Raw genomic sequence first — 25,176 nt, 5'->3', positions numbered from 1 at the left:
GGTCACTTCAATTCGCAAGTGGCCCACGGCAGAAACTGGCGTTTTCTGACCACTCTGCTTAGCATGCGTTCCGACCAGCTTCGTCACTGCCCTGTTTGACGACAGGGTGCCCCCTCGGGACGCCAATGCCTAGGAATGCGACGCCTCTCAGGCGAGAAGAATACCTCAAACGGTGCAAGCAACACGCGCTCGCGCTGCTGCGGGCTGGTCGTGCACACGAAGCGGTCGCTTCTATGATGATGGACACGCGCAAGGGCCCGAATTGCGGGGCACCTCCCGAAATCCATGCACTTGGTATCTCTGCCGCTTGGGCTGGCGATGCTGCCTCGGTTCGCGCTTACATCGAGGGCTTTCATTGATAGGCTGTGCGGCCGGCATGTCCGCTCTTGATGCTGTGGACGGCTCCTCCACCGGCACGAGAGTGCCAAGGTATGGGCGCCGTTTTTGCGCAGCCTGTTCACGGCCGGCGCACTCGCCGTGATCCGCTATGCCAAAATCCATGGAACGGGGCGTCGACCCTGGCTCTCCGCATTGCTGGCGCGGCGAGCAACTAAGGTCGCTGCCATCGCGCTTGCCAACAAACTCGCCAGGATAGGCTGGGCGATGATGGCGAGGAACGAACGCTACAAGGAACCCGCCGCTCTCATGGCGTAAATGAGATTACGCCGGACATGCCGGTGTGACGTAACGGTTGCAAGGGCGAACAGCACCTATGCAGCGCCGGTCGATCCGGCGATCAGGACAACCCACAAGGGCCACGGCATCTCCGAATGCGTGCTTTTGAACGGGACCTGATCCGCGGAGGGCATTATGGCCAGCGGTCACGTGAACCGCGCAAACAGGCCGAACACATGGCCGCTCCGACCAACGCCGCAAAGTGAAGATTCTCCTTGCCAACCAGGAGCCGTCCACACATGGGCCCTTAGCCGAAGAAGGCTAAGGCCATCGCGGTGTCAGCTGTCGGGGGTACAGCGGCACGACAACGGACCCGCCGGTTCACGCTGGCGGGCCTTCTACTTGATCCCGTGCCACGTCCGCTCCCAGCGAGCGGAGATCGGCGCCCGTTCAGCATCGCTGAGCGGCCGGCGCGCGAACATCTCTGTTGCCTCTCTGGGGCTCTTGGCCCGCAATTCCAACGCTACCACCACGACCATCGCGGCCGGCTCATCATCCGGGAATGCCCGGATGTACCGCTCTGCGCGACGCCTCCTTATTGCTCTAGTGATAAATTCTAGCATCTCAAGCCTAGGCTAGAGTGACCCAAGAAACTGCTAGATCAACAGCAACACCACAATCACCAGCATGGCGTAGACCGTTCTGCGGCCGATCCGGTTCATTCTAGAACCTCATATTCGAGCGCCACGCTCTCGGGGGCATTCTCCTCGAACCTCGGTCTGCAGGACTTCGGCGTACATACCTTAGTTTATTGTCACAGTGTTTTCCAATTCTCACCAATTTTGCGGGTCAGCAAACGAGCGCAAATGCGAACAAGGAGACTTACGGGGGACACATTTGTGGCCATCAAAAATGTCGTCATTCCTTTGGACGATGAATATCTGCAGAAGGCAGCAAAGGAGCGCGGAATCTCCCGCTCCAAGCTTGTGCGATTTGTTATGGAGAAGGTTGTGAGCGACGAACTCGTTCCCGCTATTCTCGGAGAGGGCGACTTGTCGAACGTTGAGCCGCCTCCGCAAAAGTATCGACGCTTTCGGCATCCAGCATAGGCGTGACACTCGATCCAACACAAGCGCTCCTAGGCTACCGCACCTACCAAGGGACAGCCGACCTTGGACGATCATCATCTGGAGCAACTAATTCAGTGGCTGGTCACAATGCTAATGGGGCAATCGATCGTGCGTTGCACGAGGTGCAGGCCGCGCGGCGTGATCTCACCTTAACCGCCTTCAGCGTGCGGCAGGCAGAAGCTGTTCGCAGAATAGATAGAGCCCAAGCCAGGCTTGCTAATCTGTGCAGTCCCGGAACCGCGGGGCATACCGGCCTTCTCACGACAACGCGTCCGTCACGCGATCCATAGCGGGATGACTGCGGCGGGCCACTATCCGACGCCCTCATTCCAGCACATCGTACTCGAAGGCGACGCCTTCCGGATCGTTTTCATCGAGCCAAGCCTGAGCGATTTCCTCGGTGGCAAAGACCTTCAGATCCTTACCTTGATCGTAAATCCAAACCGTCACAGTTCGCGCTCCATCGCGGGGCGACTACGGTTCTTGACCTTGATCCAGAATTTTTGCCGCCCGCCGCGGTAAGGCCGATCGCGATGTTTGGAGACCAGGCCCTCTAGGCCCATCCGGCAGGCCGCCCGAAAGAGGTCAGGGCCGATCTCGCCGCGCTCGAATGGTGCCACCGTGATCGCGTCCGGCCGCCGCGCCAATAGCCTCTCTAGGTTTGTCTTCCGGAGGTGTAGAGGCAGAGCGCGCAAATCGTCGCCGCCCATCGCGAGAATATCGAAGGCGTAAAGCTGGACTTCGTGATCGTGCCTGCGGGAATGAAGCGCGTTGAAATCGGAGATGCCGTCAACACCCAGGATCACGGCCTCGCCGTCGATGACGAATTGCTTCTGCCGGTTCTTCAAAGCAGCTTCGACAATCCAGGGATAGCGGTTGGTCCAGTCGCTGCCGTTTCGGGAAAACAGACGCACGCGTTCGTTCTCCCGGATGACTAGCATCCGGTAGCCGTCGTGCTTCACCTCATGAATCCAGTCCGGCCCGTTTGGGACCTGCTTGCTGGCGATCGCCAAGCAGAGCTCGTATGCCATACGCAGGAAGATGAAATAGACGCAGACGCCGGAAAAAGCGAATCCGATAGCCGCCCGACGAAAAGGCCCCAGCGCTGAGGGAGGAAAGCTGAGGCCTTCGCGCGCTATCCTGAGGAGGAGACTCCACAGGGAGAAATCAGTTCCTTTCTGAATGTTCCTTCATGTGACTCAAAAAACCTGCCTCACGCGTTACAAGGTTCCTCCGCTGGAACCATTAACGCGCATGTTAGTTTTGCCTGAGGTGGCGTGGACGGTCGTAGAGGCGACCATGGAGCAAAAGCACGAATTGCAGCTCCTATCCGCTGAAGAGTTGCGGGCGTTGCGGAAAGACGTCGACGCGACGCCGGCGCGCACCCCTATCAAGAGAAAGAGCATGCTCGAAAAACGCCTGCAGCAATTGCTGCCGCGTCAGGTGGAAAGCCGAGCCAGGAGCGTCGAAACCTAGAGCGAACCGGAGATCGCGATGCCTAAGCAGATTGCGATTGCCCTCTGGTCATTGGCAGCTGCTTGCGTGCTGGCATTCAGTTTGGCGGCGATCGTTTCTTCTCACTGACCGCTCAAGAGATCGCAAACTGCCTCTTTCATGTTGATGCCATTGCGGCTACCTATTTTGAACACGTCAGCCCATTTCTACTTTCCCCGATCTGGGACAGCCGTCGAATCGTCGAATGGCGGATCAAAGGAGAAAAGGGGGGCAATTAAACGCGTGTTCGTAATCGTGGCTGCATTGGTGGCTGTTATATCGGCGGCTCATGCGCGCGGCCCAGGAGGAGGATTTGGTGGGGGTGCCTCCAGCTTCTCGCCGGGTCATTCGTTTCAGAGCAATGGTCCCGTTTCCGGGTACCATGGCGCATCGGGTTATTCTCCCTGCCACCAGATGCGCTTGAACGGCTCCGGTAGCGCCGAGCAGCGGGCTACGCGCCCGGTAAGCTCAAGCGTTAGGCACAAGAATACGCGGAGGCCGCCTCAGTTGGCGGCCTCTATCGTCAAGAAACGGACACAGGTGCCGCTCTCGTGCAGCTCGAGCCAGCCGCGTTCGACGGCATACCTGATGTCGGCGCCAAACTCCTCGCCGGTGGCCTTAAAAGTGTACAGGAACGGCGCGTTGATCTTCTCGATATGAATGCGGCCGTCTTGGACGGGTTCGATGCTGGCGGCGAGCTCGACCAGCTTACGGCCGGCGGCTTCCGGGTCGGCGTAGGGGCGTGCCTCGACGTGTTTCATGCGCCGTCCCGGCAAGCCAGCACGTGGTCCAGCTTGGCCTCGACATCGCGATCTCGGAAGGCGCTGCCGTCGCTGGGAAGAGGGATGTACTCGAGGAGAACGTGCAGCAGATCGTTCAGGTCCCGATTGCGCTTGGCGCCGAGCGCGATCTGTTCCGCAACGTATCGGGCGTCCTCCAGCGAGAGCTCGCGAACATCCCTGAGGCGAAGCGTCTTCTCCTTTCTGCGGATGTACCAGATCGGCTTGTGTGGCGTGATGCGGATCGTCAGTCCTTTAGACTTGTCGTCTCCCAGCTCAACGACGGTGCGAGCCAGCCGCTCGTCTTCGCTCATGGCGACAGCGTCGTAGAGATGGTCTTCCGTCAACCGGAGCGACTTGCGCAAGAACTTCGGCGGGGGCGTCGGGAGGGCCAACCTTGTACAACGTTCATACAAAACAGCCATAAAAATAACCCCCGCGTTCTTGGAGCGTTCCCAAACGCTATTGTTGCAGTATAAACAGCAATATCAATAACTTATTAACGCCGGGTCATCGCGCTGGAGAGGGCAGGGATTCAGCCTTCCAAGCTGAATACGAGGGTTCGATTCCCTTCACCCGCTCCAATGTTCTCAACAGCTTAGGCGTTTCATTCCGGCACGTCGCCCTTCGCCGACGACCAGCGGCATTTGCCCCTGTGCCTTCGGCATGACGGCCATACGTGGTCAAAGAAAATTATCGCAATGGTCTGAACAGGCCCCGCCGCTGCCGGCATGTTCGATGACGTGGACCTGGCTCAGGCTCTTCGGTGGTTGAGGTAGCGAAGCGCGAGCCTGATGAAATTGTGCACCACCATCGACGTCTCGTCCTCCCTGAACACCAGAAACACATCGGCCGTGGGGGGCGAGGGCCTGATCGGGCGAAATACGATGTCGGTGGTTGTGAACCGCGCAATCGACTGCGGCACGAGTGCCACACCAAAACCTGCGGCAATCAGACTTGGGATCGACTGGGCGTCGACGACTTGCTGGGAAACCTTTGGGAGGAAGCCGGCGTCGACACAGCACTTCTGCACGTAGCGGGCGAAATCCGAGCTGCCCGGATCCAGGACGACGTGATCCTCGGAGGCGAGATCACCGAGGGCGATGCGCTTGCGGTGCGCCAGCCGATGGGTGCGGGGCACGGCGAGGACGACCTCTTCGCGCCACGCCAGCTTGCTGGTCAGGTCGCGCTCCGCGGGAATGCCGCGAATGAGACAGATGTTGGTGGTACGGCCAAGGAGCGCGGCGATCTGCAGCGCCGGCGCCTGCTCATGCACGGTCATCTTGACCTGCGGAGCGACCTTCCGGTAGGCCGCGAGCAGCTCGGCGAGACGCCCGCGCAAGATCGAGCCGGTCGCGCCGACATCCAGCGTTCCGACCAAGCCGGCGCCTATCGACCGGACCTCGTCTTCGGTGGCTTTGACTTGCTGCAGGATCGCGCGCCCACGCACCAGCATGGCTTCGCCGGCCTGCGTCAACTCAACCCTGCGGCTGGTCCTGTAGAGGAGCTGGGTCCCGAGTTCGGCCTCGAGTGCCTGGATATGTTGGCTGAGCGGCGGCTGCGAGAGGTTCAGCCGTCGGGCGGCGAGGGTGAAGCTGCGCTCTTCGGCAACCGCGATGAAGTATCGGAGCTGGCGCAGATCCATAGCGAAACCCTATCAATCGTGTCGTTCTATATATTGGACTTGGCAGCGAGGCTGGTCAACGAATGACCGGCGGAGACCTCGCGCGTGCTGCCGCGACCGAATGGCTCCGTCCGCGGCGACTTCGCGTCGCCGCCAACGATAAGAGTGGCGAAGGCTAAAGGCCGACCAAGCCAGACAAATGGAAGCCCAGCGAGCGAGGAAAGCCATGCCCAAGATTTTCAAGTCACTCTTCTTCCAGGTGGTCGTTGCACTCGCGGCCGGTATCGCTCTCGGCATGGCCTATCCGGACACCGCGCTGCAGATGAAGCCCCTGGGCGACGGCTTCATCAAGCTCATCAAGATGCTGGTGCCCGTCATCGTGTTCTGCGTGGCGGTGCAGGGAATATCAGCGGCCGGCGACCTTTCAAAGGTAGGAAGGGTCGGTATTCGCTCGCTGCTCTATTTCGAGATCGTCACCACCATCGCCCTGATGTTTGGCATTGCGCTTGCTTATTATTTCCAGCCCGGCGCCGGAATGAACATCGATCCGAGGACGCTGGACGCCAAGGCGCTCAGCGGATTCAGCCAGACCGCGGCTCAGGTCGCCGGCGGGGGCGTCTCCGAATTCCTGATGAAGCTCATCCCGTCGACCATTGTCGGTGCCTTCAGCTCCGGCGATGTTCTGCAGGTCCTGATCGTGTCGATCATGTTTGGCTGTGCCATGTCGTTGTGCGGCGAGCGCGCGAGGCCAGTCGTCGATTTCGTCGAGCGGGTGAATGAGATCATCTTCAAGATGATGAACTTCGTCGTCCGGCTCGCCCCGCTCGGCGTCTTCGGCGCGATCGCCTTCACTGTCGGCAAGTATGGCATCGGTTCGCTCAAGCAGCTCGGGGGACTGGTTGCCCTGTTCTATCTGGCAGTGTTCTTCTTCGTGGTCCTCGTGCTCGGCGCGATCATGCGGCTCTCGGGCTTCAGCCTGTTCAAGCTGCTCGTCTATCTGCGTGAAGAGCTGATGATCGTTCTCGGCACGGCCGCAGGCGACAGCGTGCTTCCGCAGACCATGCGCAAGCTCGAACAGCTCGGGATCAAGCGGTCGACGGTCGGTTTGGTCATCCCGACGGGGTACTCATTCAATCTGGATGCCTTCTCGATCTACCTGACCTTGGCGGCGGTCTTCATTGCCCAGGCGACGAACACACCGCTCGCCACGGGCGACCTCCTGGCGATCCTCGGCGTCGCGCTGCTCACTTCCAAGGGAGCTCATGGCGTCCCGGGCTCGGCCATTGTCGTTCTCGCGGCGACGCTGGCTGCCATTCCGGCCATCCCGGCGATCGGACTGGTGCTGATCCTGTCGGTGGACTGGTTCATCGGCATCGCCCGCGCGCTCGGCAATTATGTCGGAAACTGCGTTGCCACGGTCGTCGTCGCCTCGTGGGAGGGGGACCTCGATCGCGCGAAGGCGCATCGCATCCTCGATGGTGAGGTCGTTCCTTCCAGCGAGGACGTGCAGATCGATCCGGCCGGCGCGAACGCTCCCGTCGCGGGTCTGCAGACGCTTTGAGCGCAGAGGCATTCGGTTGACGATGGCGATACTCTCGATTGAGCCGTTGACGAGACAGGCGTTCGCTCCGTTCGGAGAGGTCGTCGAAACGGAAGGGTTGACGCCCCTGTCGATCAACCAGGGCTATGCCGAGCGCTACAACGAACTCGCCACTATCGATGTCGGCGCCGAAGGCGGACAAATCAACATCAGCTGGTTTGTCGCCTCTGCGCGGCCCGCGCCGATCGCCATTCGCCTGATGGAGCGCCATCCACTTGGAAGCCAGCTGTTCATGCCCTTGAATGGAGGGGACTGGCTGGTCGTCGTCTGCACGGACCCGCACACGCGATCGAGCTATCGGGCGTTAGCCGCCAAGGGCAACCAAGGCGTGAACTATGCCCGAAACTGCTGGCATCACCCGCTTCTGGTCCTCAAGGACGCAAGCTCGTTCCTCGTCGTCGATCGAAAGGGTGGTGGTGACAATCTCGAAGAATATTGGCTGGACGAGACGATGCAACTCGATCTCAGGACAGCCGCAAGCTGACCCCGGTAACGTCCACGAGGCTTGATGATGTCATCGCAAACCTATCACATCCCGCAAGGGGGCCTTCCGCCCCAGACGGATCTTCTGAGTGGCCGGGCGGTCTTTACGAATGCCTACGCCGTCATTCCCAACGGCGTGCAGCGCGATATCGTCGTCAGCCACCTGCCGCACTGGGACGACACGCGCGTCTGGGTCCTGGCGCGACCGCTGTCCGGATTCGCCGAGACGTTCTCCCACTATCTCATGGAGCTCGCGCCGGGTGGAGGAAGTGAAGTTCCCGAGCCGGACAAGGATGCCGAGGGCGCGTTGTTCGTCTTGGGCGGCCAGTTGGTCCTCACATTGGCGGACAGGGAGCGTGAGCTCAGGCCCGGCGGCTTCGCCTATCTGCCACCCGGCTGCGCCTGGAGCATTCGCAACCGGGGGCAGAGCCCGGCGCAGCTTCATTGGATCCGCAAGCTGTATCAGCGCGTGCCAGGATTGGCCGAGCCCGAGGCGATTGTGACACATGCAGACTCGGTTGAACCGGTCGCGATGCCGGGCACCGAGGGAAGGTGGGCAACCACGCGCTTCATCGATCCGGCCGACATGCGGCATGACATGCACATCAATATCGTCACGTTCGAGCCGGGTGCGACGATCCCCTTTGCAGAGACGCACGTCATGGAGCACGGATTATATGTCCTCGAGGGCAAGGCCGTGTATCGTCTTAATCGGGACTGGGTCGAGGTCGAGGCCGGAGACTATATGTGGCTGCGCGCCTTCTGCCCGCAGGCCTGCTACGCAGGAGGTCCCGGTCGGTTTCGCTATCTGCTCTACAAGGACGTCAACCGGCACATGAATCTGCGGCAGGGAGCTCCGCTGATCTGACCTCGCGTAGCGTCGGCTTCGGGTAGCGCTCGACGATCCGGCCCGGATCGCCGCCTTCCACGCGGCGGCGGCTGCCGACATGCAGGCGCGCCCGCACGATCGATCCGTCCAGGAACCATCACGGCAAGCATGAGTTGGCCGGTCGGGCAGGGCGAAAGTCACGAGGCCGACCGTGCAAGACGACATGCGCGTCCGTTCCACGGCGCAGATCGCGGGGCATCCGATTCATCCGATGCTGGTGCCGATCCCGATCGTGTGCTTCATCGGGGCGCTGTTCACTGACATCGCCTATGTCGCGAGCGCCGAGATCATGTGGGCGGATTTTTCCGCCTGGCTGCTGCTCGTCGGCATCATCTTCGGCGTGCTCGCGGCCATCGTAGGCCTGACCGATTTCCTCGGCAACCGGCTGGTGCGGACGCAAGCGCCGGCCTGGCCGCATCTGATCGGCAACGCGGTGGCGCTGGTCCTTGCGATCTTCAACACGATGATTCACATGCGCGATGCCTGGACCTCGGTGTGGCCAACCGGGCTCGTGCTTTCGGCGCTGACCGTGCTGATCCTGCCTGTCACCGGCTGGCTCGGCTGGGCCATGGTCTATCGCCACGGTGTGGGAGTTGCGCGATGAAGTTCTCGATTGCCCGCGCGCTGTTGTGCTCTTCGTTGCTGTGTCTGGCCGGCTGCAATGACGGCAGCGGCGATCCGAAGGCGCAAATCGGTGCCAATCCGACGCTGCCGGAGATCCAGCAATATCTGCTGCCGCCGGTCCATATCGCCCGCATCGTCGGCTGGAAGAAGGATGAGACGCCGGCCGTTGCGCAGGGCTTGCAGGCCAAGGCGTTTGCGACCGGCTTGCAGCATCCGCGTTTCCTCTACGTGCTGCCCAACGGCGACGTGCTGGTGGTGGAATCCAAGGCGCCGAAGGGGGCCGCGATCAAGCGGCCCAAGGAAATCGTCATGGGATATATCGAGTCCTGGGCGACATCGGGCGGCGGCGACACCGGGCCGGGTAACCGCATCACGCTGCTGCGTGACAGCAACGGCGACGGCGTGCCTGACACGCAAAGTGTCTTCCTCGACCATCTCAACTCGCCGTTCGGCGTCGCGCTGGTCGGCAACGATCTCTATGTCGCCAACACCGATGCGATCGTGAAATATCCCTACACCGAGGGCGATACCAAGATCACCGCGCCCGGCACGGTGCTGACGCCGCTGCCAGGCGGGCCGATCAATCATCATTGGACCAAGAGCCTGGTCGCGAGCCCCGACGGCTCAAAGCTCTATGCCGGCGTCGGCTCAAACAGCAACATCACCGAGAACGGCATGGAGGCCGAGCACAATCGTGCTGCCATCCTCGAGGTCGATCGTGCCAGCGGCCGCTGGCGCGTCTTCGCAAGCGGCCTGCGCAATCCGAACGGCCTCAGCTTCGAGCCGCAGACCGGTGCGCTGTGGACGGTGGTGAACGAGCGCGACGAGATCGGTCCCGATCTCGTGCCCGACTACATGACGTCGGTGAAGGACGGCGGCTTCTACGGCTGGCCTTACAGCTATTGGGGCCAGCACGTCGATCCCCGCGTCAAGCCGGAGCAGCCGGACCTCGTCGCCAAGGCGATCGTTCCGGACTACGCGCTGAGCTCGCATGTCGCCCCACTCGGGATGGCTTTCTCCAGCGGCACGAGCCTGCCGGCCGCTTATCGCAATGGCGCCTTCGTCGGTGAGCACGGCAGCTGGAACCGGCAGGTGCTGAACGGCCACAAGGTCGTGTTCGTGCCGTTTGCGGACGGCAAGCCGAGCGGGCCGGCGCAGGACGTCGTGACCGGCTTCCTCAACAGCGACAATCAGGCGCGCGGACGTCCCGTCGGCGTCGCCATCGACAAGACCGGCGCGCTGCTGGTGGCCGACGACAGTGGCAACACGGTATGGCGGGTGACGGCGGTGCGTCCGCAGCTGACGCAACGTTAAGCGCGCCGGCGCGTTATCGGGCAGACGGTCTCTGAACGCCAAGCCAGGAGTTGGACCATGGGCCTTGCTCAATATGCCATCGTGCCGGTGCAGGACGAATGGGGCGTGCTGCACGACGGCGACGTCAAGAGCAGATACGCCACCAAGGAAGCCGCATTCGAATCGGCGGTTGCTGCGGCATCCCTGGCCCTTCGCGAGGGACATGAAGTCCATGTCAGCGTCCCTGGCCGCGAAGCCGGCGAGACTGCACTCGGCGTCTAGAGCGCCGCGACGCGGATAGCTTTCGAGAGAAGGAAGCCGAATGACCAAGCCTCGTGAACAGAACGGCGTCGAGCCGCCGCTGTCCGAAGACGACATCCAGCGCGACCAGCTGGGCCCGCGCGGCGTGCCCGGCGCGCCTGACCCGGCCAGGATGACCCCGCAGCGCGACAAGAAGACGCCGAAGCACATCGAGCCAGGCCACACCGCGTGACGCGGGATCTGCGGCGGCTCATGATCAGACGATCAACCGCTCGCGCCGCGCGGCAATCCCAACCGCAACCTCGGCACAGGCGTTGAAATCGAGACGGGCGGCTTCGATGCCATCGGGAGTGCCGGCCGCCAGTCCGCGCGCATAGCCGCCGCCCGGGCGTTCGCCCCGCATAACATCATGTTAGGTTTATCGCATAACTGGGTAATTGTGTTAGCCCGGCGAAAGCCTATTGTCGCCCCCAATCAGACACCGACCGGCAGTGACAAGCGCTCGCGAAACTCCGCAGAGCGCCCGGAGATTGCTGCCCAATTTTCAACGAAGCCCGCCAACGGGCCGTCAGCAAACCAGATTGGGAGGATTTTGAGATGGTCACGACGCGCGCGATCCATGACATGACTCAGTCCAGGAAGGCTGCCGCAAGCGGCTGGATCGGGTCGGCTCTCGAATATTATGACTTCTTCATCTACGCGACAGCCGCCTCGCTGATCTTCCCGCAGATCTTCTTCCCGTCGGACAATCCCACAGTCGCAATCGTCGCATCGCTTGCGACCTATGGCGTCGGATACGTGGCGCGGCCCATCGGTGCCTTCGTCCTCGGACATTGGGGCGACACGCATGGCCGCAAGACCGTTCTCATCCTTTGCATGTTCCTGATGGGCCTCTCGACGATGGCGGTAGGTATCCTGCCGACGTATCAACAGGCCGGCATCATGGCGCCGATCCTGCTCGTCATCCTGCGACTTGTGCAGGGATTTGCGGTGGCCGGTGAAATCTCCGGCGCGAGCTCGATGATCCTGGAGCACGCGCCGTTCGGTCGGCGCGGCTTTTATGCAAGCTTCGCGCTCCAGGGCGTGCAGGCCGGACAAATTCTCGCGGCAGCCGTCTTCCTGCCGCTGGCGGCCTATATGCCGACCGACGCCTTCAACAGCTGGGGCTGGCGGATTCCGTTCCTGCTCAGCTTCTTCGTCATCGTCGCCGGCTACATCATTCGCCGCGAAGTCGACGAAACGCCTGCTTTTGCCCGAGAGGACGAGCGGGGAGAAACGCCACGGGCTCCGATCGTCCAGGCCATCAAGCTGAGCTGGCCCGACATGCTGCGGGTCATCTGCATGGCGCTCATGAACGTCATTCCGGTCGTTGCGACCATCTTTGGGGCGGCCTACGCGGTCCAGCCGGCCTATGGCATCGGCTTTGCCAAGGACGTCTATCTGTGGATTCCGGTGCTCGGAAACATGCTGGCCGTGTTCATCATTCCCTTCGTCGGCCATCTCTCCGACAAGGTCGGCCGCAAGCCCCCGATCATCGTGGGCGCGCTGCTCTCCGGCCTGCTCGCCTTCGGCTATCTCTATGCCATCAGCATCAGGAACGTGCCGCTCGCGATCCTCCTGTCGCTCCTGATGTGGGGCGTGGTCTATCAGGGCTACAACGCGATCTTCCCGAGCTTTTACCCGGAGCTGTTTCCGACGCGTACCCGTGTGTCGGCGATGGCGATCTCGCAGAACATCGGCACGACCATCACGGCATTGCTTCCTGCTCTGTTTGCGACCGTGGCTCCTCCCGGCTCGACCAACATTCCCTTGACGGTGGGGGCGATCGCCTTCGGCATCACTGTCATCGCGGCACTGGCGGCCGTCACGGCGCGCGAAACCTATCGGGTCAGCATCGACGATCTCGGTAATCCCCAGGCCGTTCCGATGGCGCGGGCCGATTATGAGCGGCGGCGTGCGGCGGCAGCGGGCGGTGCCACCGCGATTCCGACCTGATCCGGACAGAACAAGGCCCTGCCGCTGCGATTGACGAAGGTTGCAGCGGCAGGGCTTCACGCATAGCGTGACTAACTACTCGAACTTTGTGCGCGCGAGCGCTGGAATCATGAGGTTGTTGGATGAACCCCGCTGTCGTTGCTGTCGCGATCACCGGCTCCGTTCCGCGCAAGAAGGACAATCCGGCGGTCCCCATCCTGCCGTCCGAGCAGATCGAATCGACGCAACAAGCCTTCGAGGCCGGCGCCACGCTTGCGCATATTCATGTTCGAAACGATGACGAGACGCCGTCCTCCGACCCCGAGCGTTTTGCCCTGGTGCAGGAGGGGATCAGGAAGCATTGTCCGGGGATGGTCGTCCAGTTCTCGACCGGCGGGCGGGGCCGCGATCCCTCGGCGCGCGGCTCAGCGCTTTATCTCAAGCCCGACATGGCCTCGCTCTCCACCGGATCAGTGAACTTTCCGACGATAGTTTACGAGAATAGCGCCGCGCTGGTCGAAACGCTCGCCACCAGCATGAAGGCGAATGGCATCCGGCCGGAAATCGAGATCTTCGATTTGTCGCATCTGCATGGCGCCCGCCGCCTGATCGAGGCGGGCCTGATCGACCAGCGTCCGCACGTGCAGTTCGTCATGGGCGTCAAGAACGCAATGCCGGCGGACGAACATGTCCTCGACATCCTGTTGGGAGAGCTCAGGCGGCTGATCCCGAAAGCAACCTGGACTGCAGCCGGAATCGGGCGCCATCAAGCCGAGGTCATGGGCTGGGCGCTCGCGCGGGGCGCCGACGCGGTTCGCACCGGGCTCGAGGACAATATCAGGATCGACAAGGCGCGCCTGGCCGCCAGCAACGCAGAGCTGGTGGCCATCGCGGCTGAGGCTGTCGCACGGCACGGCCGGCGCGTCGCGACCGCGACTGAGGCGCGATCCTTGCTCGGGATCGCAGGGTAGGGCGACCGTCCACCGGTCGACATGCTCCCGGCTGCCTCCTGCCATTCGGCGGCCGGCGTTTCCGTGCGCCGAGTCTCCGGGTATGACGGGGGCACAGGCGTGATCGGCGCCTGCCGGGCAGGCGATATTTGGAATGCGGTTCTTGAAATCTGACAGCAGGCTCATTGGGGTCCTGCTGGTGCTCGCGATCACGCAGCTGGTCGGATGGGGCACGATCGGGCTTCCCGCCATCATCGGGCGCGACCTTGCGGCGGACCTCGGCATGAGCCTGCCGGCGGTATTCGCGGGGACGTCCGTTCTCTATGTCGCGATGGGACTGTGCGCCCCCTGGCTCGCCAAGTCGTTTGCGCGGCATGGCGCGCGGACGGTCATGATGATCGGCACGGTCGTCACTGTGCCGGGCTTCGTGCTGCTGTCCCTCGCGCGCGAGCCGATGCTCTATTTCGCGGCCTGGATCGTGCTCGGCATCGCCGGCAGCGCCACGTTGTCGACCGGCGCCTATATCATGCTGAACGAGGTTGCCGGGCGGCAAGCCAAGAGCGCGATCGGCGCGCTCATGCTGGTGACGGGCTTGTCCAACAGCATCTTCTGGCCGGCCACATCGTTCCTGAGCGGCCACCTCGGCTGGCGTGGAACATGCCTCGTCTATGCCGCCACGTTGATCCTCGTTTCGCTTCCCCTCTATGCGTTCGCGGCTCCGCGCCGGAGAGGCGCCGAAGGCGATGGCGGTGCGCCGGCCAAGCCTGAGGATGCGCCGCCAATTGCGCGGAGCACGTTTCGTCTCGTCGTGGCCGCGATCACCCTCAATGCCTTCGTCAATTTCGGCCTTTCCGCCATTCTCATCGAGCTGCTCCGGGCGGAGGGCCTGGCGCCGGCCCAGGCCATTGCCTTCGGCTCGATGCTCGGTGTGATCCAGGTCAGCGCGCGCGGGCTGGATTTCCTCGGGGGCGGGCGATGGGACGGCATCACGACCGGCCTCGTCGCAGGCACGGCCCTGCCGGTGGCGATGCTGCTGCTGATGATGAGCGAGGCCACGACCTGGGCAGTCGCGGTCTTCATCCTGCTCTATGGCGCCGGCAGCGGCGCAATGGCGGTGGCGCGGGCGACCATCCCGCTGGTGTTCTACGACCAGGCTGAGTTCGCCAAGGCCATGTCGATGATCGCGCTGCCGCTCAATCTTGCATCCGCAATCTCGCCGCCGCTTCTCGTCGGCTTGCTCACGGAGTTCGGCAGCCGCAGCGCCCTCGGTCTCACCTTCGTCTGCTCCTGCGCGACCGTGCTGATCCTGGTCCTGCTCGGCCGCCGCCGGCCGCGAACTGTCGCTGCAGCCCTGACCTAAGAAAAAATATTCACCGCGCGGAATTCGACGTCCAGAGCCGATGCTGTCGCCGGGCAGGGGATGGCCGTATGCCGCCAGTGCAGTGCTCGACGCCCGAAAATAGTGTATCGGCAAGGTGCGCGGCCAGGGCTTCGAGCCGCCGCGCCAAGATTCCAGTTCCCCGGAGGAAATCGTCATGTCGGCCTTGCCGCTTTCAGGCATCAAGATCCTTGACCTCACCCGCGTGCTCGCAGGACCCCTGTCGGCCCAGATGCTGGGGGACCTGGGCGCGGAGGTCATCAAGATCGAGCGGCCGGGCACCGGCGACGACGCGCGCGCCTTCGGCCCACCTTACCTCGCCGATCCCGAAGGCAAGGCGAACAACAACAACTCGTTCTACCTCTGCGCCAACCGCAACAAGAAGTCGGTCACGGTCAACATCGCCAAGCCGGAGGGGCAGGCGATCATCCGGGAGCTCGCCAAGGACGTCGACGTTTTCATGGAGAACTACAAGGTCGGCGATCTCAAGCGCTACGGCCTCGACTATGAATCGATCAAGGCGATCAATCCCGGCGTCATCTATTGTTCGGTGACCGGCTTTGGCCAGACCGGCCCATACGCGCCGCGCGCCGGCTATGACGCGATCCTGCAGGCGATGGGCGGCCTGATGAGCGTCACCGGCCATATCGACGGCGAGCCTGGCGAGGGCCCGATGAAGGTCGGTCCCTCGATTGTCGACTACATGACCGGCATGAACTCATCGATTGGGATTCTCTCGGCGCTCTACCATCGCGACGCCAATGGCGGGGCGGGACAGCACATCGACGTCTGCCTGTTCGATACTGTGATCGCGTCATTGTCGCACTGGCTCCAGATCTACCTCGTCAACGGCAAGACACCGCCGCGCCGCGGCACCTGGGGCAATGGCGGCATGCCGGCCGGCGTGTTCCGCTGTACCGACGGCGAGCTGATGCTGGTGGTCGGCAATGACGGCCAGTTCCAGCGCACCTGCGCCGTGCTCGGCGAGCCCGAGCTCGCCAGCGACAAGCGCTTCATCAAGAACAACGACCGCGTCGTGCACGGCAAGGAGATCATGGCGATCTTCGCCGGCCTGTTCCTGAAGAAGCCGGTGGCCTACTGGCTGGAAAAGCTCGAGGAAGCCGGCGTGCCCTCAGGGCCGATCAACAATTTCGAGCAGGTGTTTTCCGATCCGCACGTCCAGTCGCGCGGCATGCGGGTGAAGGTCAACCATCCCTTCGAGCCCGATCTGTCGCTGGTCCGCAACGCGCTCACTTTGTCCGAGACCCCGATCAAGGACTACCGCGCGCCGCCGCTTCTGGGCGAGCACACCCAGGAGGTGCTCACCCGCAAGCTCGGCTATGATGCCGGCAAGATCGAGACGCTGAAGCAGCAGGGCATCATTTAGCGCGCTTACCCTCCGAGGGGCGGCGGTCGCGACCGCGGATGAGGCCCGTGCGATGCTCGGGCTTGCCTGAAGCTTGCCCGCAATCCCCAGATAATCCCGGTCCGTAGTCGCACAGGCTTTCGCTGCGCGCCCGATTCTGATCCGATCTCTCCACTTGAGCGGGAGGGAAGCGAATGTCCTACACGATCGGGTTCCAGGCCAAGAACCAGAAGGGAATTCTGGCGACCGAGGCGGCGACCGCAAATCAGGCCGTCGCCATCATTGCCGCGCTGCGGCAAAGTTCCGATGAGATCAAGTTCATCCGTTCACCGCAGGAAGGCGAGATGGGCATCGAGATGCTGCTGCTGCTCGCCAAGGAAGAGGCCGAGGAGATGCCGCAGCGGATCTAGAGTCCGCCGCCACACTTCGATCGAAAGCGAATCATGCCGGCTGCAATATGGTGTAGCACGGCGCCGTCTCGCTCGAACCGAAGGTGGCCTCCGATGAAACGCGAAGCGCTCCGCGTCGAACCGATCTCGACGTTTCTCGACCGCTGGAAGGCGCCGACCTCGCCACTGACGCGCGCCGGCAACATGATCTTCGTCGCCGGCCTGCCGCCGTTCGATCCGGTGTCGGGCGAGATCGCCTCCGTTTCGATCGAGCGGCAGAGCGAGCTCGTCATGGAGCAGATGAAGCTGTGCCTTCAGACGGCCGGCGCCTCGCTCGACAACGTCATGAAGTGCAATGTCTACTGCACCTCGACGAAGCATTTCGCCGCCTTCAACACCGTCTATGCGCGCTACTTCCCGCTCGATCCGCCGGCGCGGATCTTCGTCTGCACGCCGGAATGGTTCGGTCCCTTCGACGTCGAGATCGACTGCATCGCGATGATGTGAGTGGCGATCCTTTCGCTTCTCCCCGCAAGCGGTAGGGCTATCGCATATGGCGTGAATAATGCTTCGGCATCGGCAGTGGGCTCCCTCTCCCGCTTGCGGGGGAGGGCTGGGGTGGGGGTGCCTCCGCGTCGGGATTGTCGAGAATTGCGGAGGCGATCCCAGTGCGGTGAGAGCCCTCACCCGCCGCGCTCGGGACGATGCTTCGCATCGCCCGGGACGCGTCGGCCTCTCCCGCAAGCGGGAGAGGCGGAGCAAACTCGCGGGTGGTCCCCGCGAAATGCATATGCGATAGCGCTACCGCAAACGGGGCGAGGGAGCGCAGCGTCGGTGTGGCTACCTTTTCGACTAACGCGCCGCCACCTTTGACGACACCTTCGTCTCGGCCTTTCCCGCCGTCAGGGCCATCGTCGCGACGCTGACGACGCGGGCGACCACGTCCTCGACGTCGTCGAGATCGCATTTGCCTTCCGACAGCTTCGTCAGCCGCTCGCTCTCGCGGATGGTGTGGTGCGCCATGGCGAGCGCGAAGTTCAGGCCCCAATAGATCTCGACGTCGCTGCGCTCGGGCAGGGATCTCCGCATCGCGCCGGCGAATTTGCGCAAATGGTCGATCTCGCGGTTCTTGATGCGGCGGATCGGCGGCACGGATTCGATCGAGGCGCGGATCATGAAGCGCGCCGCGGTGGAGCGCTGGTTCTCGGGGCCGAGGCAGCCGCGCAAGGTCGGGCCGACGAGCGCGCGCAAAATCACCTCGATCGGCGCGCGCCCGCCGCCTTGCTCCTCCGCCGCCTTCAGTTCGCGCAGGCGCTCGCGATTGGTCGCGATCGAGCGCGTGACGAACAGTTCCGCGATCAATTCATCCTTCGAGCCGAAATGATAGTTCACCGCGGCGAGATTGACATTGGCCTCCGCGACGATGTCGCGGAGCGTCACGTCGCCGAAGCCTCGATCGGCGTAGAGCCGTTCGGCGGCGGCGAGAATGGCAGACCTCGTATGATCACTGGCCATGAGTGCCCTGGATGAGGGGAGTTGCAATTCAAACAGTTGTATGAAACTATCGTTTGAAGGCCGGAAATGTCAATCCGCAATCGGGACTCGTTCGCAACTCGCGATCTCGTTCCGAAGTGGCCGCAAAGTCACGCGCATTCGCGCTTGCGGGTCGCACGCGGCGGCGGGACAGTCCGGCGCAAGAGATTGTTCAAAGAGCAAGACGAGGAGCGTCCCATGGATTTCGATCTGTCCCCCAAGCAGAAGGAATGGCTCGACCGCGTGCAGTCCTTCATGGCCAAGCACGTGCGCCCGGCGGTGCCGGTCTACGACCAGCAGGACAAGAGCGGCGACCGCTGGAAGGTGATTCCGGTCCTGGAAGACCTCAAGAAAAAGGCCAAGGCCGAAGGCCTCTGGAACATGTTCCTGCCGCCGTCCGAGCACGAGGATGACGAATTCCGCGGCGCGGGACTGACCAATCTCGAATACGCGCTGCTGTCGGAAGAGATGGGCCGTATCACCTGGGCCTCGGAGGTGTTCAACTGCTCGGCGCCCGACACCGGCAACATGGAAGTGTTCATCCGTTACGGCTCCAAGGAGCAGAAGCGCAAATGGCTGCGCCCACTGATGGACGGCGAGATCCGTTCCGCCTTCCTGATGACGGAACCGGCGGTGGCCTCGTCCGACGCCACCAACATCGAGACCCGCATCGAGAAAGACGGTGACCACTACGTCATCAACGGTCGCAAATGGTGGTCGTCCGGCGTCGGCGATCCCCGCTGCAAGATCGCGATCCTGATGGGCAAGACCGATTTCAAGGCGGCCAAGCACCAGCAGCAGTCGCAGATCCTGGTTCCGCTCGACACCCCCGGCATCAAGGTCGAGAAGATGCTGCCCGTGTTCGGCTTCGACGACGCGCCGCACGGGCACGCCCAGGTGCTGCTCGAGAACGTGCGGGTGCCGAAGGAGAACATCCTGCTCGGGGAAGGCCGAGGTTTCGAGATCGCGCAGGGCCGTCTCGGTCCGGGACGCATTCATCACTGCATGCGCACCATCGGCAAGGCCGAGGAGGCGCTGGAGAAGATGGTGAAGCGGCTCGCCTCGCGCACCGCCTTCGGCAAGAAGATCGTCGAGCATTCGGTGTGGGAACAGCGCATTGGCGAAGCCCGCACCAACATCGAGATGACGCGTCTTTTGTGCCTCAAGGCGGCCGACATGATGGACAAGGTCGGCAACAAGACCGCGCAGGCCGAGATCGCCATGATCAAGGTCGCGGCGCCCAACATGGCGCTGAAGATCATCGACGAGGCGATCCAGGCCTTTGGCGGCGGCGGCGTCTCGGATGAAGCCGGCCTTGCCAAGGACTACGCCCACATCCGCACGCTGCGGCTCGCCGACGGTCCGGACGAGGTGCACAACCGCGCCATTGCCAGACTTGAACTTCGGAAGTATGCAAACTCTCCAAGTCACTAAACAAGTCATCGAGAGGGAGAGCCGGACGGCGCTTCCGACTTGAAGACACGACAGGGCATGATCCGTGTCGGATGACCGCTTGACGCAAGTGCGTCAGTGGTTACCGATTAGGATCATGCTCGACCTGAAAAGGTCAGGACTGAAGAGGGAGCGTCATCGTGGCTGACGGCGTCAGGAAAGACGAGGAGTTTTCGGGCACCAAGCCGGTCGAGGAGCGGCATCGCTTCGACGAGCTGCGGCTCGAGGCCTGGATGCGCGACAACGTCGAAGGCTATGAGGGGCCGCTGGTCGTCCTCCAGTTCAAGGGCGGCCAGTCCAACCCGACCTATCGGCTCGACACGCCGAACCGTTCCTATGTGATGCGCCGAAAGCCGTTCGGCAAACTGCTGCCTTCGGCGCACGCCGTCGATCGCGAATACCGCGTGATTGCAGCCCTTGGAAAGCAGGGCTTTCCGGTCGCGCGCGCCTACGCGCTGTGTCAGGACGATAGCGTCATTGGCGCTGCCTTCTACATCATGTCGATGGAGGAGGGCCGGGTGTTCTGGGATCCGACGCTGCCGAGCCAGGATGTCGATGCGCGGCGAAAGATCTTCACCAGCAAGATCGAGACGCTGGCGCAACTCCACATGTTCGATCCCGTTGCGATCGGCCTTGGCGACTTCGGCAAGCCCGGCAACTACTTTGCGCGCCAGATCGACCGCTGGACCAAGCAGTACCGCGCCTCCGAGACCCAGCACATTCCGGAGTTCGAGAAGGTCGCCGAATGGCTGCCCAAGACCGTGCCGGAGCAGGCGCGCGTCTCCATCGTCCACGGCGACTATCGCCTCGACAACATGATTTTCCATGCGACGGAACCGCGTGTGCAAGCGGTGCTCGACTGGGAGCTGTCGACGCTCGGCGATCCCATGGCCGACTTCACCTATCTGTTGATGCAGTGGATCATGCCGGGCTTGCACGGCGTCGATCTCAAGGCGCTCAACATCCCGAGCCTGGAAGAGGCCGCGCAGATCTACTGCAGCGTCACCAAGATGAACGTGCCGGACCTCAACTGGTACTTCTCCTACAATCTGTTCCGCCTCGCCGGCATCACGCAGGGTATCGCGGGACGCATCCGCGACGGCACCGCCGCGAATGCAAAAGCGCTCGAATCCGCCAAGCGCACCGTGCCGCTGTCGAAGGCATCGTGGGAATACGCGCAGAAGGCGGGCGCGGTTTAGGAAAAGCGAAGGCGCGGCCGGTGGCCGCGCCTTTTTCATTTGTGGTTCGCTGCCCCCCACAAACTCGGTGTCATTGCCCCCGAAAGCGGGCAATCCAGTATTCCAGAGGCGTAGTGCTTGAGCCGAGAAGCCGCAGCGTACTGGATGCCCCGGTCAAGCCGGGGCATGACACCGGGTGATGAGGCGAGCTCGTTCCACCGTCATTGCGAGCGAAGCGAAGCAATCCAGCATATCTCCGCAGAGACAGTCTTCATTGCTTCGTCGCAAGAGCTCCTCGCAATGACGAGGAGGTGGGCTACCCCTTCACACAATGCGCGATCAGCTTCTCCACGAACACCGCGCATTTCTCCAACTCGGCCATCGCGACGAATTCATCCGGCGTGTGCGCCTGTGCGATCGATCCCGGGCCGATGACCACCGAGGGGATATCCGCCATGCTGGCGAACAGGCTCGCCTCGGTGCCGAAGGCGACCTTGGCGTGGTCGTTGCGCCCCGCGAGGCTCTTGGCCAGCGTGACGATGGCGGCGTCGGCGGCCGTGTCGAGCGCGGGATAGTCGAGAATCTCCTCGAAATCGATGCCGCAATCCGCATTCTTTGCCTTCATCGCCGGCTCGAGCTCGGCCTTGGCCCAGGCGACGATCGCATCGGTGACCTCACGCGATTCCGTGATGCCGATGCCGCGACATTCGAACTCGACCGTGCAGGCATCAGGCACGATGTTGAGCGCGGCGCCGCCATGCACGATGCTGGTGAGCAGCGTCGAGTGCGGAACATCGTAGAGGCTGTCCGTTGATCGCGCGGCCGCGAGCTTCACAGCGCGACGGCGGATCTCGGTGATCAGCTCGGCCGCATATTCGATCGCGTTGACCCCGTCGGGCGCGATCGAGGAGTGGCGGGCGAGGCCGCGAAACGTGGCGCGGACACCGTGCTTGCCCTTGTGGCCGATGATGACCTTCATCTCGGTCGGCTCGCCGATGAAGGCGCCGAGCGGCTTGACCTTCGTCTTGGCGATTTCGCGCAGCATCGGCCGCACGCCGACACAGCCGATCTCCTCGTCATAGGAGATCGCGAGATGAATCGGCGTCTTGAGCTTCGCCTCCACCATCTCGGGCACCATCGCGAGGCACACCGCGACAAAGCCCTTCATGTCGGTGGTGCCGCGGCCGTAGAGCTTGCCGCCACGCTCGACGAGCTTGAACGGATCGTGGCTCCAGTCCTGGCCGACGACGGGCACGACGTCGGTGTGGCCCGATAGCACCAGGCCCGGGCGGTCCTCGAGTCCAATGGTGACCCACAGCGAAGCTTTCTTGCCGGTCTCATCGATGATGCGCTCGCCCTTGATGCCGAAGGCGGCGAGATAGCTTTCGATATGGGCGATCAGGGGCAGGTTGGTGCGGTCGCTGACGGTGTCGAAAGCAACGAGGTCGGCAAGCAGCTTGCGGATACGGTCGGGTCTTGAGCTCTGCATTTTTAGAATCTTGTCAGGAGATTGCGGAAGGTGAGGCGGCTTGCATGAACCATACCAACGTGGTGGCCGGTCGCGCAAATCAACACAGATCCGTAGCCCGGATGGAGCGCAGCGTAATCCGGGACCGCTGTGTCCGCACGGATGGAATCCCGGATTGCGCTGCGCTCCATCCGGGCTACAAGACCTTGCGTTGCTTGTCGGGCAAAACACGCAAGCCATGGGTCAACGCGCGCCATCCAAAATATTCCGCTTTACCGAAATTCGGAAATGGCGTATGTGTCGCGCAACCCGGCCCAAGGAAGAGGGGCGTATCGCGATCGTCACGAACGCGGGCCGGGCGGCGGTGGACATGGACCACACCGGCGCGAAAGGCTTCGCAAGGCGGGCAACCGTGAGCGAAAGCGTCACGCCAACGACAGGTGCGGTTCGCGTACGGCCAAATCGTGTGGTCCTGGCGCCCGGGGTTCTGTGCGCCAAGTCTGGCGGTGATGTGGCGGCCCGACCGGGTTCGCAGCATCAGCGATCCGCAAGCAGGGAAGGCCGGGATGTCTCCCGTTGCCCTGTTTCCCGCTATGCATTGAAGCACACGCAATCTGCTCTTGGCATGGCGGTCCATAGGAGCCAACCGGCTCCCGGTCTTCCCTGCGCCCTCTTTCATTGAGGGCAAGGCACCGAAGCAAAGCTCGGGCGAACAAGCCGCGAGGATGCGAAGGTGTGTCTGCGATCGAGATGTGCGTTGGAGGAACGACGGTGCCATCCACATATTCCGTCATTGCGAGGAGCTGTTGCGACGAAGCAATCCAGATTGCCTCTGCGGAAAGACTCTGGATTGCTTCGCTGCGCTCGCAATGACGATGTTGAGGCAGTTGCGCGACAAACTCCGCTCTCGTGCCCCGGACGCAGCGCAGCGCTTCTTAGCGGTGCGCTGCAGAGCCGGGGCCCATGCAACAGCGAAACGCGCGGCCTGCGGGGTCCCGGCTCTGCGCCGCAACGCTGCGCGCTGCGTCGCGTCCGGGACACGAGACCCCCTTGCTACACCGGCTTGCCCGTATACGGCATCGATGCCGTGAGACCGCCGTCGACCGGGAAAGCCTGGCCGTTCACATACGAGGCCTCGTCGCTGGCCAAAAACAGTCCCATCGCCGCGAGCTCGTGCGGCTGGCCCGGGCGCTTCAGCGGGTTGAGCTGGCCGATCTTGTCTTGGGTGCCACGCTCCTTGGCGCGGTCGAAGATCGGTTTGGTCATGCCTGTTTCGATCAGGCCCGGGCATACCGCGTTGATGCGCACGCCGGTGCCGGTGAGCGAATAGGCCGTGGTCTGCACCAGGCTGATCACGCCGGCCTTGCTCGCCGCATAGGGATGGCCGCTGGCGCCGGCCTTGAGACCCGCGACGGACGCCGTCAGCACGATCGCGCCGGACTGCTGCTTGACCATGTGCGGCATGGCGTATTTCACCGCGAGGAACGGTCCGATCAAATTGACGCGCAGAATCTCCTGCCAGTGCTCCACCGTCTGCTCGGCGAGCGGAACGAGCCCGCCCGAGACGCCGGCATTGGCCCAGATCACATCGAGCCGGCCGTGCGTCTTCACCGCCTTGTCGATGACAGCGATGACGTCCTTCTCGGAGCCGGCGTCCGCCACCATGGCTTCCGCGACACCGCCGGCCGCTCTGATCTCCTCGACGGTCTCCTTCACCGCCTCGGTGCGATCGACGGCAATGAGCTTTGCGCCTTCCCTGGTGAACAGCAGCGCAGCGGCGCGGCCGATGCCGCTGCCGGCGCCGGTGATGATGACGGATTTGCCTTGCAGGCGGCCCATGCGCTTCTCCCTTTGGCTCGCACGCGGCCCTTGCCGCGCGACGGAATTTCAAACAAGATTTCAAACGGTAAAGTGTCTTGAGACACGTTCGCTACTGACGTACAGCGACATCACACGGGATGGAAGGGTTTCGATGGCAGGCGCAGACAAGCCGAATGTGGTCATGACACGATGGTGGTGGGTCCGGCACGCGCCCGTGCGCAATGACGGCGGCAACATCTACGGACAATCCGACATCGCCTGCGACACCAGCGACACCTATGTGTTCAACGCTGTTGCCAAGGTGCTGCCACGCAAGGCGGTCTGGTATTCGAGCAATCTGATGCGCACACATCAGACGGCCGAAGCGATCTGGGCGGCCGGCTTTCCGCGGCCTGCGGCGATGAAATGGGAAGCGGATCTCGCCGAGCAGAATCTCGGCCGCTGGCAGGGCATGAACCGCGCCGAGTTCATCGCGAGCCGCCCCGTCGGCACCAGCTGGTTCGCCGATATCAACGAGCCCGCGCCCGGCGGTGAAAGCTTCATGGACCTCTATAACCGCACGCGCCGCACCATCGAACGGATCAATGTGGAAGCGGCCGGGCAGGACATCATCGCGGTCGCGCATGGCGGCACCATCAAGGCGGCGGTCGGCCTCGCGCTCGGTGACTTGCCGGAGCAGGGGCTCGCATTCGATATCGACAATGTGTCGGTGACGCGGCTCGATTATTTCGCGAGCCCCGAGCGTACGGTCTGGCGGTTGCCGATGGTGAACCAGCAGCCGTGGATCGCCGACGCTGCGCACGCAGCGATGCATCAGCCTGCGGGACCGGAAGTCAAGAAACTCGCTTGAGCCATTGTCCGGCCGCGCGCCTGCG

Annotated in this window: 28 protein-coding genes; 19 read left to right on the top strand and 9 right to left on the bottom strand. The window is 62.9% G+C overall.

Annotation, left to right across the window (positions count from 1 at the left end; genetic code table 11):
- Positions 1–444 precede the first annotated feature (444 nt).
- A complete protein-coding gene (locus LRP30_RS24600; protein ID WP_249756544.1) occupies positions 445–654 on the top strand; it encodes a hypothetical protein in 210 nt (69 codons plus the stop codon).
- An 860-nt stretch (positions 655–1,514) separates the two neighbouring features.
- Positions 1,515–1,724: a hypothetical protein gene (locus LRP30_RS24595; protein ID WP_128933102.1), complete on the top strand. Its 210-nt coding sequence runs from the start codon at positions 1,515–1,517 to the stop codon at positions 1,722–1,724.
- Between the two features lie 345 nt (positions 1,725–2,069).
- Here LRP30_RS24595 and LRP30_RS45000 read toward each other — a convergent pair whose 3' ends face one another.
- Positions 2,070–2,195 (bottom strand): hypothetical protein, encoded by a 126-nt coding sequence (locus tag LRP30_RS45000; RefSeq protein WP_256477619.1) that lies wholly within the window; start codon positions 2,193–2,195, stop codon positions 2,070–2,072.
- Positions 2,192–2,776, bottom strand: coding sequence for an RNA ligase family protein (locus LRP30_RS24590; RefSeq protein WP_249756543.1), 585 nt, complete (start codon positions 2,774–2,776; stop codon positions 2,192–2,194). Before LRP30_RS24590 ends, LRP30_RS45000 begins: the two co-directional genes overlap by 4 nt.
- A gap of 268 nt (positions 2,777–3,044) precedes the next feature.
- Between LRP30_RS24590 and LRP30_RS24585 the strand changes: the two genes are divergently transcribed.
- Positions 3,045–3,221 (top strand): hypothetical protein, encoded by a 177-nt coding sequence (locus LRP30_RS24585; RefSeq protein WP_164940605.1) that lies wholly within the window; start codon positions 3,045–3,047, stop codon positions 3,219–3,221.
- A 521-nt stretch (positions 3,222–3,742) separates the two neighbouring features.
- Here the strand turns inward: LRP30_RS24585 and LRP30_RS24580 are convergent.
- From LRP30_RS24580 to LRP30_RS24570, 3 genes are all read right to left on the bottom strand, one after another.
- Positions 3,743–4,000, bottom strand: coding sequence for a hypothetical protein (locus LRP30_RS24580; RefSeq protein ID WP_128933104.1), 258 nt, complete (start codon positions 3,998–4,000; stop codon positions 3,743–3,745).
- Positions 3,997–4,332 (bottom strand): hypothetical protein, encoded by a 336-nt coding sequence (locus LRP30_RS24575; protein WP_128957299.1) that lies wholly within the window; start codon positions 4,330–4,332, stop codon positions 3,997–3,999. The genes LRP30_RS24580 and LRP30_RS24575 overlap by 4 nt, the downstream gene beginning before the upstream one ends.
- 440 nt (positions 4,333–4,772) lie before the next feature.
- The gene (locus LRP30_RS24570) at positions 4,773–5,663 is read right to left on the bottom strand and encodes a LysR substrate-binding domain-containing protein (RefSeq protein WP_128933106.1); all 891 of its coding nucleotides are present in this window, start codon (positions 5,661–5,663) and stop codon (positions 4,773–4,775) included.
- Positions 5,664–5,868: 205 nt separating this feature from the next.
- Here LRP30_RS24570 and LRP30_RS24565 point away from each other — a divergent pair, with 205 nt between their 5' ends.
- From LRP30_RS24565 to LRP30_RS24535, 7 genes are all read left to right on the top strand, one after another.
- The gene (locus LRP30_RS24565; protein WP_249756542.1) at positions 5,869–7,203 is read left to right on the top strand and encodes a C4-dicarboxylate transporter DctA; all 1,335 of its coding nucleotides are present in this window, start codon (positions 5,869–5,871) and stop codon (positions 7,201–7,203) included.
- 22 nt (positions 7,204–7,225) lie between these two features.
- Positions 7,226–7,726 carry an ureidoglycolate lyase gene (locus LRP30_RS24560; protein ID WP_128933108.1) on the top strand — a complete coding sequence of 167 codons (501 nt, stop codon included), beginning with the start codon at positions 7,226–7,228 and terminating at the stop codon, positions 7,724–7,726.
- Positions 7,727–7,753: 27 nt separating this feature from the next.
- On the top strand, positions 7,754–8,593 hold the full coding sequence (locus LRP30_RS24555) for a bifunctional allantoicase/(S)-ureidoglycine aminohydrolase (protein WP_128937340.1): 840 nt from the start codon (positions 7,754–7,756) through the stop codon (positions 8,591–8,593).
- Positions 8,594–8,765: 172 nt separating this feature from the next.
- Entirely contained in the window at positions 8,766–9,218 is a 453-nt protein-coding gene (locus LRP30_RS24550) for a DUF2231 domain-containing protein (protein WP_128933109.1), read from the top strand.
- The gene (locus tag LRP30_RS24545) at positions 9,215–10,552 is read left to right on the top strand and encodes a sorbosone dehydrogenase family protein (protein ID WP_249756541.1); all 1,338 of its coding nucleotides are present in this window, start codon (positions 9,215–9,217) and stop codon (positions 10,550–10,552) included. Before LRP30_RS24550 ends, LRP30_RS24545 begins: the two co-directional genes overlap by 4 nt.
- Before the next feature lie 57 nt (positions 10,553–10,609).
- Entirely contained in the window at positions 10,610–10,813 is a 204-nt protein-coding gene (locus LRP30_RS24540; protein ID WP_091889217.1) for a hypothetical protein, read from the top strand.
- 40 nt (positions 10,814–10,853) lie between these two features.
- Positions 10,854–11,024, top strand: coding sequence for a hypothetical protein (locus LRP30_RS24535; RefSeq protein ID WP_164934807.1), 171 nt, complete (start codon positions 10,854–10,856; stop codon positions 11,022–11,024).
- Between the two features lie 24 nt (positions 11,025–11,048).
- Here the strand turns inward: LRP30_RS24535 and LRP30_RS24530 are convergent, their stop codons facing one another.
- Positions 11,049–11,195, bottom strand: a complete 147-nt coding sequence (locus LRP30_RS24530) for a hypothetical protein (protein ID WP_164940604.1) — start codon at positions 11,193–11,195, stop codon at positions 11,049–11,051.
- A 194-nt stretch (positions 11,196–11,389) separates the two neighbouring features.
- Here LRP30_RS24530 and LRP30_RS24525 point away from each other — a divergent pair, with 194 nt between their 5' ends.
- The 6 genes from LRP30_RS24525 to LRP30_RS24500 all read left to right on the top strand — a co-directional run bounded on the left by LRP30_RS24525 (position 11,390) and on the right by LRP30_RS24500 (position 17,356).
- Positions 11,390–12,787: an MFS transporter gene (locus LRP30_RS24525; protein ID WP_128933111.1), complete on the top strand. Its 1,398-nt coding sequence runs from the start codon at positions 11,390–11,392 to the stop codon at positions 12,785–12,787.
- Between the two features lie 122 nt (positions 12,788–12,909).
- Positions 12,910–13,737 carry a 3-keto-5-aminohexanoate cleavage protein gene (locus tag LRP30_RS24520; protein ID WP_128933112.1) on the top strand — a complete coding sequence of 276 codons (828 nt, stop codon included), beginning with the start codon at positions 12,910–12,912 and terminating at the stop codon, positions 13,735–13,737.
- Positions 13,738–13,870: 133 nt separating this feature from the next.
- Positions 13,871–15,076 (top strand): MFS transporter, encoded by a 1,206-nt coding sequence (locus LRP30_RS24515; RefSeq protein ID WP_128933113.1) that lies wholly within the window; start codon positions 13,871–13,873, stop codon positions 15,074–15,076.
- Between the two features lie 175 nt (positions 15,077–15,251).
- A complete protein-coding gene (locus LRP30_RS24510; RefSeq protein WP_128933114.1) occupies positions 15,252–16,481 on the top strand; it encodes a CaiB/BaiF CoA-transferase family protein in 1,230 nt (409 codons plus the stop codon).
- Between the two features lie 173 nt (positions 16,482–16,654).
- Positions 16,655–16,870: a hypothetical protein gene (locus LRP30_RS24505; RefSeq protein WP_128933115.1), complete on the top strand. Its 216-nt coding sequence runs from the start codon at positions 16,655–16,657 to the stop codon at positions 16,868–16,870.
- 93 nt (positions 16,871–16,963) lie between these two features.
- On the top strand, positions 16,964–17,356 hold the full coding sequence (locus LRP30_RS24500) for a RidA family protein (protein ID WP_128933116.1): 393 nt from the start codon (positions 16,964–16,966) through the stop codon (positions 17,354–17,356).
- 345 nt (positions 17,357–17,701) lie between these two features.
- Here LRP30_RS24500 and LRP30_RS24495 read toward each other — a convergent pair whose 3' ends face one another.
- Entirely contained in the window at positions 17,702–18,364 is a 663-nt protein-coding gene (locus tag LRP30_RS24495; protein ID WP_128933117.1) for a TetR/AcrR family transcriptional regulator, read from the bottom strand.
- Between the two features lie 216 nt (positions 18,365–18,580).
- Between LRP30_RS24495 and LRP30_RS24490 the strand changes: the two genes are divergently transcribed.
- Both LRP30_RS24490 and LRP30_RS24485 read left to right on the top strand, forming a co-directional pair.
- Positions 18,581–19,816 (top strand): acyl-CoA dehydrogenase family protein, encoded by a 1,236-nt coding sequence (locus LRP30_RS24490; RefSeq protein WP_128933118.1) that lies wholly within the window; start codon positions 18,581–18,583, stop codon positions 19,814–19,816.
- A 158-nt stretch (positions 19,817–19,974) separates the two neighbouring features.
- On the top strand, positions 19,975–21,033 hold the full coding sequence (locus LRP30_RS24485) for a phosphotransferase family protein (protein WP_128933119.1): 1,059 nt from the start codon (positions 19,975–19,977) through the stop codon (positions 21,031–21,033).
- A gap of 295 nt (positions 21,034–21,328) precedes the next feature.
- On the opposite strand, the gene argE is transcribed toward LRP30_RS24485, so the two are convergent.
- Together argE and LRP30_RS24475 are read right to left on the bottom strand one after the other, a co-directional pair.
- Positions 21,329–22,501, bottom strand: coding sequence for an acetylornithine deacetylase (gene argE, locus LRP30_RS24480; RefSeq protein ID WP_128933120.1), 1,173 nt, complete (start codon positions 22,499–22,501; stop codon positions 21,329–21,331).
- A 1,032-nt stretch (positions 22,502–23,533) separates the two neighbouring features.
- A complete protein-coding gene (locus LRP30_RS24475; RefSeq protein ID WP_128933122.1) occupies positions 23,534–24,319 on the bottom strand; it encodes an SDR family oxidoreductase in 786 nt (261 codons plus the stop codon).
- Positions 24,320–24,452: 133 nt separating this feature from the next.
- On the opposite strand from LRP30_RS24475, the gene LRP30_RS24470 reads away from it, so the two are divergent.
- Positions 24,453–25,151 carry a histidine phosphatase family protein gene (locus LRP30_RS24470; RefSeq protein WP_164934808.1) on the top strand — a complete coding sequence of 233 codons (699 nt, stop codon included), beginning with the start codon at positions 24,453–24,455 and terminating at the stop codon, positions 25,149–25,151.
- Positions 25,152–25,176: the final 25 nt, after the last annotated feature.

This window comes from Bradyrhizobium sp. C-145 (assembly GCF_023375135.1).
GTDB lineage: Bacteria > Pseudomonadota > Alphaproteobacteria > Rhizobiales > Xanthobacteraceae > Bradyrhizobium > Bradyrhizobium zhanjiangense.
The sequence above is the reverse complement of the archived record's forward strand: the minus strand, read 5'-3'. Positions and strand labels throughout refer to the sequence as shown.